General features: G+C 71.7%; 7 protein-coding genes. 5 read left to right on the top strand and 2 right to left on the bottom strand.

The window, feature by feature from the left end; genetic code table 11:
* Positions 1–831, bottom strand: an 831-nt coding sequence (locus KUTG_RS46005; protein ID WP_198047569.1) for a thioesterase II family protein, incomplete at its 3' end; no start/stop codon positions are given.
* Positions 832–850: 19 nt separating this feature from the next.
* Complete coding sequence (locus KUTG_RS46000) at positions 851–5,776, bottom strand: non-ribosomal peptide synthetase (protein ID WP_198047568.1); 4,926 nt, start codon at positions 5,774–5,776, stop codon at positions 851–853.
* Between the two features lie 299 nt (positions 5,777–6,075).
* Here KUTG_RS46000 and KUTG_RS45995 point away from each other — a divergent pair, with 299 nt between their 5' ends.
* The 5 genes from KUTG_RS45995 to KUTG_RS45975 are packed head-to-tail and all read left to right on the top strand — an operon-like array spanning position 6,076 to position 10,830.
* Positions 6,076–7,014 carry a chlorinating enzyme gene (locus KUTG_RS45995; protein WP_232241295.1) on the top strand — a complete coding sequence of 313 codons (939 nt, stop codon included), beginning with the start codon at positions 6,076–6,078 and terminating at the stop codon, positions 7,012–7,014.
* Positions 7,011–7,283 (top strand): phosphopantetheine-binding protein, encoded by a 273-nt coding sequence (locus KUTG_RS45990; protein ID WP_043726230.1) that lies wholly within the window; start codon positions 7,011–7,013, stop codon positions 7,281–7,283. The genes KUTG_RS45995 and KUTG_RS45990 overlap by 4 nt, the downstream gene beginning before the upstream one ends.
* A 13-nt stretch (positions 7,284–7,296) precedes the next feature.
* Positions 7,297–8,856 carry an amino acid adenylation domain-containing protein gene (locus tag KUTG_RS45985; protein WP_043726228.1) on the top strand — a complete coding sequence of 520 codons (1,560 nt, stop codon included), beginning with the start codon at positions 7,297–7,299 and terminating at the stop codon, positions 8,854–8,856.
* Positions 8,853–9,998, top strand: coding sequence for an acyl-CoA dehydrogenase family protein (locus KUTG_RS45980; RefSeq protein ID WP_043726227.1), 1,146 nt, complete (start codon positions 8,853–8,855; stop codon positions 9,996–9,998). Before KUTG_RS45985 ends, KUTG_RS45980 begins: the two co-directional genes overlap by 4 nt.
* 1 nt (position 9,999) lies before the next feature.
* Positions 10,000–10,830 (top strand): MFS transporter, encoded by an 831-nt coding sequence (locus tag KUTG_RS45975; RefSeq protein WP_052396207.1) that lies wholly within the window; start codon positions 10,000–10,002, stop codon positions 10,828–10,830.
* The last annotated feature ends 173 nt before the right edge of the window (positions 10,831–11,003 follow it).

Genomic DNA, 11,003 nt, shown 5'->3' with positions numbered 1-11,003 from the left:
GCGTCCTCGACACCGGGCGCCGTGCGGGCCTCGGCGGCGATCTCCGCGAGGGCGTCCGGGCCGATCGCGTCCGCCGTCGTCATGGCGTGCTCCCGATGAATCCGACCACCTCGGCGAGCGAGTCGACGAGGTAGAAATGGCCGCCGGTGAAGAACCTGGTGGTGAATTCCGCGGTGGTGCACGCGCGCCAGGCCCCAGCTCCGCTCGCGGAGCCCGCGGGTCCGCGTCGCCCGCGAGCACGGTGATCGGGCAGTCCAGCGGGGGCCCCGGCGTCGGGACGTGCCGCTCCCACAGCTCGAAGTCGGCCCGCAGCACGTCGAGCAGCGAACCGATCACGTCCGGGTCCGCGGCGATCTCGGCGTCGATGCCGCCCAGCGCGACCATCTCGGCCAGGAACTCGTCCTCGGGCAGGCCGTGCAGCGGGCGGACCTCCGTGCGGCCCGGCGCGGGCTGCGCGGACAGGAACAGCCGGTCCGGCCCCCGGCGCCCGGCGGCGTGCAGCGCACGGGCCAGCTCGTAGGACAGCATCGCGCCGGCGGAATGGCCGAAGAAGGCGAACGGGCCGTCCAGCACCGGGCGCAGCGCGTGCGCCAGCACGTTGACCATGCGCGGCACCTCGGTGAACGGTTCCTCGGCGATCCGGTTCTGGCGGCCGGGCAGCTGCACCGCGACCAGCTCCACCTCCGGCGGCAGCCACCGGACCCAGTCCGCGTACGCCGCCGCGCCGGCGCCGGCGTGCGGGAAGCAGATCAGCCGCCGCCGCGCTCCCGCCCGGCGCGCCCGCCACAGGTACGGGCTTTCGGGCACCAGCTCCGCGATCTCGACGCTCATCCGGGACTGCTCCTCCCCCTCATCCGACCGACCGGCGGCGCAGCGAGGGACCGCTCGCGGTGGCGATGTCCGCCCAGCGCGCGGCCAGCCCGGCCACGGTCGAGTGCTCGAACACGGACCGGATGGACACCTGCATCCCGAACTCGGCGCGGATCCGGCCGATCAGCCTGGTGGCGAGCAGCGAATTGCCGCCGTTGACGAAGAAGTCGCTGTCCACGCCGAGCGCCGGCCGGCCGAGGACGTCGGTGAACAACCGCAGCAGGCGCTCCTCGCGGTCGTCACGCGGCGCGCGGCCGCCGACGGCGGGCTCGACGCGCTTCCCGGTGGCCGACGGCTTCTTCCGTGCCACGACACCGACTTCGGCCAGCGACCGGGTCGGATCGGCGAGGTAGGAACGCAGCACCTGGGCGAACCGCTCGGTGACGTCCTCGGCGTCGCGCGCCTGGCACGCGTCGCGGCGGTGCTGGAAACGCAGCCGCAGCCGGGGGTTCTGCTCGGCCACCACGGCCAGCGGGTAGTGCGACCCGCCGATCGCCCGGAACCCGGTGACCGAAAGGCCCGCCTCGGCGGCGGCCCCGGCCAGCTCGGCGCTGTCCGACACGTGCGGGGTGAACGCGATGAGGGTGTTGAACAGCACGTCGAACCCGGTCGCCACGTGAATGTCCAGCAGGCCGCAGTGATGGTGGTCGAGCAGCTCGGCCTGGGCCGACCGCACGTGCTCGGCGACGTCGGCGAGCGAGGACTCCGGCGCGCAGCGGACCCGCACGGGCACGGTGTTGAGGAACGACCCGACGATCGACTCGACCCCGTCCAGCTCGGGCGGCCGCCCGGACACCGCGATGCCGAACACCACGTCGGTCTGCCCGGTCAGGCCGGCGAGCACGACCGCCCAGGCGGCCTGCACCAGCGTGGTGAGCGTGCAGTCCAACTCGACGGCGCGCCGCTCGAACGCGGCCAGTTCGTCGTCGGTGAGCTCGACCACGAGTTCGCCGAACCCGGCCGCGCCGGGCGTGCCCTCGAACGTCACCACCGTCGGCTCGGCCAGGCCGTCCAGGGCGCGGACATGGGCCTGCAGCGAGCGCTCCCGGTCCCGCCGGTCGAGCCAGGCCAGGAAGTCCTTGAACGAACGCCGCGCCGGCGCCGCATGGCGACGCCCGTAGTGGCCGAGCAGATCGCGGGCGATGAGCGGTTCGGACCAGCCGTCGAACAGGGCGTGGTGCGCGCTGAGCACCAACTCGGCCCGCGTCTGTCCGATGTGGACGAGCGTCATCCGCACCAGTGGAGGCCGGGCCAGGTCGAAGCCCTCGTCCCGGTCGTCGGCCAGGAACCGTTGGAAGGCCCCGTCATCGGCCAGCCGGACCTCGCGCCACGGCAGCTCGGCCCTGGCCATGATCAGCTGGACCCGGTCGCCGTCGTCGTTGGTGGCGAACGCGCCGCGCAGCACCGCGTGCTGGTCGAGCAGCGCCTGTCCGGCCGCCCGCAGCCGCGCCGCGTCGGGCGCGCCGTCGAAGTCGATGACGAGCTGCACCTGGTAGGCGTCGTCGCCGGCGTCGGCCAGCGCGGTGTGGTGCAGCATGCCGGACTGCAGCGGGGTCACCGGCCAGACGTCGACCAGCCCCGGATACCGCTTCTCCCAGTCCTGGATTTCCTGCTGGCGCACGGTGACCAGTGGCACGTCCGACGGCGTCAACCCGCCCGCGTCCGGCTCCCGCACGTGGTGGGCGAGACCGTCGAGCGCCGTACACCACAGGTCGGCGAACTCGCCGAGCTCGGCCGGGGACAGCACGCCGCTCGGGGCCGCGAAGACCGCGTTGAGCTGGAACCCCTCGGCGCCCTCGGTCACCGTCGCGTTGATGTCGATCTCGGCCTGGGCCACCATCGCCGGGTTGTGGCCGGCATCGAGCATGGCCAGCTCCTCCAGCTCGGCCAGGTCGCCGGACAGCGTCCAGCCCAGCCCGCGCAGCTCCTCGGGCTGGTCGGCCGAGGTGAACCGGCCGAGGTAGTTGAAGCCGATCTGCCCGAGCGGGAACGGCCGCAGCTCGGTCGCGGTGTCCTCGTTCAGATAGCGCAGCAGCCCGTAGCCCATGCCCTTGGCCGGGACCGCGAGCAGCTGCTCCTTGACCGCCTTGATCGCGGCGCCCGCCGCCGCGCCGCCGGCGAACGCGTCGTCCACGTCGACCCCGTCCAGGTCGAGACAGACCGGGAACACGCTGGTGAACCAGCCGACCGTGCGCGAAAGGTCCGCGCCGGCGACGAAGTCCTCCTCGCGGCCGTGGCCCTCCAGGCGCAGCAGGGTCGTCGACTCCGAGACGCCCCGGTCCCGCCGCCACCGCCCGACCGCCAGCGCGAGCGCGGCCAGCAGCCCGTCGTTCACGCCGCCGTGGAACGCCGACGGCACCGCGGTCAGCATGGCCTCGGTCGTCCGAACCGGCAGCGACACCCGCACCTTCGCCACGGTGCCCATCACGTCCAACGCCGGATCCAGTCGGCGCGCGCCCAGCACCGGATCCGGACCGTCCACAACGGACCGCCAGTAGGCCAGCTCGGCCACGCGTTCCTCGGCGTGGGCCGAGTCCACCATCGCGTGCGCCCACCGCCGGGCCGAGGTGATCACCGGCGGCAGGGACGGGGCCTCGCCGGCCCGCACCCGCGCCCAGGCCGCCGCGAAGTCGGGCATCAGGATCCGCCACGTCACGCCGTCCACGGCCAGGTGGTGCAGGGTCAGCAGCAACCGGCCGGCCCCGGTCGGCGGGTCGAACCAGATGAACTGCGACATCACGCCGGCCGCCGGGTCCATCCGGTCGGCGGCGTCGTCCAGCGCGCGCACCAGCAGCGGATGCCAGGTCCGCTGGTCCCAGTCGCCGTCGCACTCGACCCGTCGGACCAGGGCGTCGACGTCGATCTGTCCCGGCGGCTCCACCACGAGCCCGTCGGGGACGAGCCGGGCCCGGAACAGGTCGTGGCGGTCCATGACCGCGGACACCGTCGCCACCAGGCCGGCCCGGTCGATGTCCGGCGGCAGCTCCAGCACGATCGCCTGCATCAGCCGGTCGAACCCGGGCCCGAGCTCCTTGATCCACCGCGCCACCGGCATCAGCGGCAGCCAGCCCTGCCCGCCGCCCGCCAGCTCGGCCAGGGCCGGCTCGGCCTTCTGGCCGGCGGCCGCCGCGACCTCGGCCAGCCGGGCGACGGTCCGGTGCTCGAAGATCTCCCGGACGCTGAGCGTCAACCCCTTGGCCCGCGCCCTGGTCACCACCTGGATGGACTGGATGCTGTCCCCGCCCAGCGCGAAGAAGTCGTCGTCGACGCCCGCCCGGTCCACACCGAGCACCTCGGCGACGACCGCGGTCAGCGTCCGCTCGACCGGGGTGCGGGCCTCACGGTAGACGCCGGCGTGGAAGGAGGGAGCGGGCAGCGCCGCGCGGTCCAGCTTGCTGTTCGGCGTGAGCGGCAACCGGTCGAGCGTCATGAACACCGACGGCACCATGTACGCGGGCACATTCGCGGCCACGAACCCACGCAGCTCGTCGTGGTCGACGGTGTCCTCGACCGGAACCACATAGCCGACAAGGTGTTTGCCGCCGCCGCTGTCGGTGTGCACGCCCACCGCGGCATGGGCCACGGCGTCGTGCGAGAGCAGGACCGTCTCGATCTCGCCGAGCTCGATGCGGAAACCCCGCACCTTCACCTGGTCGTCGGCCCGGCCCTGGTAGAGCAGCTCGCCGTCCGGCATCTGGGTGACGATGTCGCCGGTCCGGTACATCCGCGAGCCCGGCGGCCCGAACGGGCAGGCCAGGAACCGCTCCGCCGTCAGGGTGCGGCGATTGAGGTAGCCACGCGCCAACTGCGCGCCGGCGATGTAGAGCTCGCCGGGCGTGCCGGGCGGCACCGGCCGCAGTCGCTCGTCCAGCACGGCCACGCTCAGGCTGTCCAACGGGCGGCCGATGGGAATCTCCGGCCCGTCGAAGTCCGCGGGCCCCACCACGTGACTGGTGGCGAACACCGTTGTCTCGGTGGGACCGTAGCCGTTCACGAATGTCGTGTCAGGACAGTCCAGCATTGCCCTGCGCACGAACGGCGACGAGACACGCTCGCCGCCGACCCACACCTCGCGGAAGCCGGCCAGGCAGCTCACGTCCTCGGCCACCAGCAGGTTGAACACCGAGCTGATCAACAGCGTCGCGGTCACCCCGTGCTCGGCCACGAGCTTGGCCAGGCTCTCGGGCGTGAGTTCGGAGGTCGGGCTGACCACCAGCCGGCCGCCGTTGAGCAGCGGTGTCCACAGCTGGTAGGCGGACGCGTCGAAGGGCAGCGGCGAGTGCAGCAGCACGCAGTGCTGGCTCTCGCCGCCCCACCGCCGGTCGGTCACGAAGGTGACCAGGTCCCGGTGGGTGGCGCCGATCCCCTTGGGGCGCCCGGTCGATCCGGAGGTGTAGATGATGTAGGCGAGCCGGTCCGGATGCCGCACCTCGACCGGGCCGACTTCGTCCACTTGGGACGGTTCGATGCCGTCGAGCACCAGCGTCGGGCAGGTGTCGGACAGGCCGGCCGCCGACCCCGCGGCGGTCAGCAGCACCACCGGCGCGGCGTCACGGAGCATGAACTCGATCCGCTCGGCCGGGTACGCCGGGTCGATCGGCACATAGGCCGCGCCGGCCTTCAGCACACCCAGCAGCGCGACCGGCAGCTCGGCCGAGTGCGGCAACACGACGGCCACGATCGACTCGGCGCCGACCCCGCGAGCCAGCAGCTCCCGGGCGATCCGGTTCGCCCTGGTGTCGACTTCCCGGTAGGTCAGCGATTCCTCGCCGCACACGACCGCGATCGCGTCGGGGGTGCGCCGCGCCCACCGCTCGAACAACGCCGGAACCGTCGTGTCCGGGACCGGCGTGGCCGCCTCGCCGACAGCGGCCACCGTCCGGTCCTGGTGCACGGGTTCTCCCACGTCCATCACCTCACGACGACGAGTGCAACGGATTCATCGACAGGCGCGGGCCGACCGCGCGAAACACAATGTGGCCGATTGTCGTTGCCGACCGGGCAAAGCCATCCGATTTCTCACTATGCTGGTCGCCATCAGGACGGTCAAGACGGCGGTGCGCGTGACGACGGCCGACTGTCCTGTCGCCGGGACAACGAGCCGCGCGTGATTGCGACCCCCGAGCCGAAAATGGCAGACTGGCCGGGTCAACCCGAGTGGTGAGATGAGGCAGAAACGTGGTTTCGAAAACACTTGATTTCGCTTTGACCCCAGCGGAATTGACCCAGTTCCAACGGGACGGATACATCGGACCGTTCGATGTGTACGAACCGGAGGAAATGGAGGAGAACTTCCGCGCCCTGCGGCCGAAGCTCATCAACACGAAGACCGCCATCTACGGCGGGAAGTCCACGGTCTCGGGCGTGACGAACCTGTCGAACTACGACCGGCACATCGACGTCGACTTCCTGGCCCAGCACATCACCAACCCGCGGATCGTGGACCGGGTGGTCAGCGCGCTCGGGCCGGACGTGCTGTGCTGGCGCACGGAGTTCTTCCCGAAGTACCCGGGCGACGAGGGCACGGACTGGCACCAGGCCGACAACTTCTCCAACGTCGCCGGCTCGAAGCACCCGCAGATCGTCTGGCCGGAGGACGCGCAGTTCGGCGGCACCATCACGGTGTGGACCGCGTTCACCGACGCGTCCATCGAGACCGGGGCGCTCCAGTTCATTCCCGGTTCGCAGAGCCAGATGAACTACGACGAGACCAAGACCATGGACTACGATCCCGAGCGGATCAACGCCATGGAAAAGGGCGAGACCCGCCGTGGTTTCTTCGGCTACGACTACCGGCAGCTCCAGAAGGACCCGAACTGGCGCCCGGACGAGAGCAAGGCCGTCTCGATGGTGATGCGCAAGGGACAGTCGGTGATGTTCTGGTCGACGCTCATGCACGCCTCCCACCCGCACGCCGGCAAGACCGATCAGATGCGGCTGGGCTACGCGGCCCGGTACCTGCCGCCGTCGGTCAGCGTGTACCCGTACTCGACCACGCTGGACGAGTTCGGCGGCCACGCGAGCCTGGAGAAGTTCGGCAACGTGATGGTGGCCGGCGCCAATCGGTTCCACCACAACAAGTTCATCGACCGGACGCTCAACGGGTACGTGTTTCCCGTGCGCGAGACGGGAAGCCCGGCATGAGCGACACGGTCCGCTCCGTCGACGACATCGAGAAGTGGGTGCTGGGGGCCTTCCAGGACCTCGGCCTGACGGTGACGGACGTCGACGGCGACTTCTTCGAGGCCGGCGGCACCTCGTTGACCGCGATCAAGCTGATCGCCAAGGTCGAGGAGCGGTTCGGCGAGGACACGCTGCCACCGGACGACCTGTTCGCCACCGGCGGCGTCCGGGACGTCGCGGCGACCATCCGCCGCAACAGCCAGGCCCGTGGTGAGGGACTCGACGTCTGAAGAAGGCACTGGGGTGGAACGCATAGCGCACGACAGCAAGGCGATCGCGCTGCATCGTCGCATCAACGACACGGCGGTCTCCTATCCCGACGAGACCGGTGTCGGCGAGTTGTTCGAGCGGCGGGTCGCCGAGTCGCCGACATCGGTCGCGGTGATCCACCGGGACCGGTCGGTCAGCTACGACGAGCTGAACCGGCTCGCGAACGGCGTCGCCGCGCGGCTGTCGGCGGCCGGCGTCCGGCCGGGCGCGGTGGTGGGTGTCGCGATAGGACGGACGCCGGAGCTCGTCGCGGCGCTGCTCGGCATCCTCAAGTGCGGCGCCTGCTACCTGCCCTTCGACATCGACTGGCCGGACGCGCGACTGCGCGACCTGGTGGCACAGACCGATTGCGCGACCGTGCTGACCGACAACGCCGAGGCACTGGCCGCACGCCTGCCCGAACTCGCCGTGCTGCCGGTGGACGACACGGTCGTCGAGGAGAACCCGCGGACCGCCGTCGATCCCGACGCGATCGCCTACATCAACTTCACCTCCGGCTCGACCGGGCAGCCGAAGGGCGTGCCCATCCGGCACCGGAGCATCGCCCGGCTGGTCTTCGGCGCGCGCTACGCCCGTCTCGACGAGCACAGTCGCCTGTTGCAGCTCGCCCCGGTCACCTTCGACGCGGCCACCTTCGAACTCTGGGGCGCGCTGCTGCACGGCGGCGCCTGTGTGCTCTATCCCTCGCGTTTCCCGAGGTTCTCCGAACTGGGCCGGGTCATCGACACGCACGGCATCACCGTGCTGTTCCTGACCACCGCCCTGTTCAACTCCATCGTGGACGAGGCTCCGGAGATCCTGGACGGCGTCGGGACCGTGCTGACCGGCGGCGAGGCGCACTCGCTCAAGCACATCGACGCCGCGCTGCGCCGCTACGGGCCGGACCGGATCGTCAGCATGTACGGCCCCACCGAGTGCACGACGTTCGCCCTCTACCACCCGGTGCGGGAGCGGCGGATGGGCGAGACGGCGCTGCCGATCGGGCTGCCGATCCAGAACACCCGGGCCTACCTGGTCGGCGAGCACGGCCTGTGCGGGCCCGGCGAGACCGGCGAGATCCTGCTGGCCGGTCCGGGCCTCTCGCCGGGCTACCTGGGCCTGCCGGCCGGCAGCGGGCAGTTCGTCGACCGCGAGATCGACGGCGCGGTGGAACGCCTCTACCGCACCGGTGATCGCGCCTATCTGCGCGACGACGGGGTGTTCGTGTTCCAGGGCCGGCTGGACGACCAGGTCAAGGTCAACGGGTACCGCGTGGAGCTGGGCGAGATCTCGCACCATCTCGACCAGCACCCGGCCGTCCGGCAGAACTTCGTCACCGTGCGCGAGACGGCCGGTGGGGACAAGGCACTGGTCGCGTTCGTCGTCAGCGGCGAGCAGCCCGGCACGGCCGAGCAGATCCGCGATCACCTGCGCGCCCGGCTGCCGGCGTTCATGGTGCCGGCCGAGATCCGGTTCCGCGACACGCTGCCGTTGTCGGCCACCGGCAAGGTGGATCGCCGGGCCCTGCTGGCCGAGCTCGCGGAGCGGTCATGAGCACGGTCCAGGAGTTGTCCGCGCCCGGCCTCGACGAGAGCCATGCTCAGTTTCGGGCACGGGTGCGGGCGGTGCTGGCGCGCGAGGTGCTGCCCCATGCCGACGGCTGGGAGCAGCGACGGCAGATCTCGGCCGAGGGCTGGCGGGCGCTGGCCGACGAGGGGCTGCTGGCCCTTCCCCATGCCGGCGCCGGTTTCCTGGACAGCGCGGTGTTCCTGGAGGAACTGGGCCGCACCGGTTACGCGGGCATTCGCGCCGCGGTCGGCGTGCACGCCTACATGGCCGCCTCGTATCTCACCGCTTTCGGCTCGCCGGAGCTGCGGGAGCGGTATCTGGCCCCGGCGCGGCGGGGCGAACACGTTGCCGCGCTGGCCATCACCGAGGCGGACGCCGGCTCGGACCTGCGCCGGCTCACCACCACCGCGGTGGCCGACGGCGACGGCGGGTACCGCGTCACCGGCGTCAAACGCCATGTGGCCAACGGTTCGCGGGCCGGCTTCTACGTCACCGTCGTCGCCAACGCCGAGGCGTCCTCACCCGGACTGGCCGGGGCGAGCCTGTTCGTCATCGACGCCGACCTGCCCGGCGTGACCCGCACCCCGCAACAGACGCTGGGCTGGCTGTCGGCCGACGTCTGCCAGGTCGACTTCGCCGATGTGCCGGTGTCTTCCGACCACCTGATCGGGCGGCCGGGCCGGGCGCTGATCCAGCTGATGAGCGCGCTCGACTTCGAGCGGCTCGTCGCCGGCCTGCTCGCGGTCGGCGGCGCCCTGTTCTGCGTCGAACTGCTCAAGCAGCTCATCCGGACGCACCGGATCGGCGACGCGCCGCTGAGTGCGAAACAGACCGTGCGGCACCGGGTCGCCGACCTCGACGCCGAGCTGGAACTGGTGCGGCACTACGGTTACCACGCCGCCTGGTCGCACAGCCAGGGAAAACTGAGCACCCGGACGGCGTCGATCCTCAAGCTGCGCGCCACCGAGCTCGCTGTCGCCGCGGCCGAGGCCTTCGCCCGATATAGTGGCGCCCGCGGGTACCAGGAGGAGTCGACGGCGGCCAGGCTGTACCGTGATTCGCTGGCCGGCGTGATCGCGGCCGGGCCCAGCGAAGTGATGCGTGACCTGGTCTCAGGGGAGATGTGAATTGCCGGTCGACGGTCCTGCACCGCAAGAGCGTGACCGCCGCCGGTGGCGCACCCGGAGGGATCTCGGCGGCGACTTCGGCCGGCTCTGGGGCGCCGCCAACGTCTCCTATCTGGGCGACGGCGTGTGGGCCGCGGCGCTGCCCCTGCTCGCGGCCTCGCTGACCACCAACGCCACGCTGGTCGGCCTCAGCGGTTCGGTCGGCTCGCTGGCCTGGCTGTCCGTCGGCCTGATCAGCGGCACCCTGGTCGACCGGTGGGACCGGCTGCGGGTGATGTGGATCGTGGACTGCTGCCGGCTGCTGCTGCTCGGCGGGCTGGCGCTGGCCGTGGCCGCCGGGCACGCCGACATCGCGCTGCTGCTCGTGGTGGGGCTGCTGCTGGGCGTCGGCCAGACGCTGTTCGACACGTCGAGCCAGGCCACGGTGCCGCTGCTGGTCCCGCCGGACGGGCAGAAGCTGGAGAAGGCCAACGGCCGGCTGTCGCTCGGCCAGACCACGGGCGAACAGCTGGTCGGGCCGAGCGTGGGCGGCTTCCTGTTCGGGATCGCCGCCGCCGTGCCGCTCGCGGTCGACGCGGTCTCGTTCGCCGTGTCCGCGGTTGTCCTGCGCGGGCTTGCGCGGCGCCGGGGCCCGACCGCCCCGCCCCGCCAACCGGGCCGGTCGATCCGGCGCGATATCGCCGAGGGGCTCGGCTGGCTGCGCCGACAGCCCACGGTGCTCGCGCTCGCGGCGACCGTCGGCGTGACCAATCTCGGCTACATGGCCAGTTCGACGATGCTGGTGCTGTACGCGAAGCGCGAGTTGGGCCTCAGCAGCGGCGAGACGGCCTGATGCTGCCGCCATCGTCGCGGGCGCGGTCCTCGGCGCCCTGGTCAGTGCCCGCGTGGCACGCTTCCTCGGTTCCGGCGGCACCCTGTCCGCGGCCCTGGGGCTGCTGGTGGTGAGCCGAGTGGGGCTCGGCTTCACCAGCCACGTCGCGTCGCGGTGCCGTGCCTGATGGCGGC

This window comes from Kutzneria sp. 744 (assembly GCF_000568255.1).
In the GTDB taxonomy this organism is placed as follows: domain Bacteria; phylum Actinomycetota; class Actinomycetes; order Mycobacteriales; family Pseudonocardiaceae; genus Kutzneria.
The sequence above is the reverse complement of the archived record's forward strand: the minus strand, read 5'-3'. Positions and strand labels throughout refer to the sequence as shown.

Bases quoted from the DNA above. Each gene is read 5' to 3' on its own strand.
- KUTG_RS45990 (WP_043726230.1), top strand. From the start codon at position 7,011: ATGAGCGACACGGTCCGCTCCGTCGACGACATCGAGAAGTGGGTGCTG.
- KUTG_RS45980 (WP_043726227.1), top strand. From the start codon at position 8,853: ATGAGCACGGTCCAGGAGTTGTCCGCGCCCGGCCTCGACGAGAGCCAT.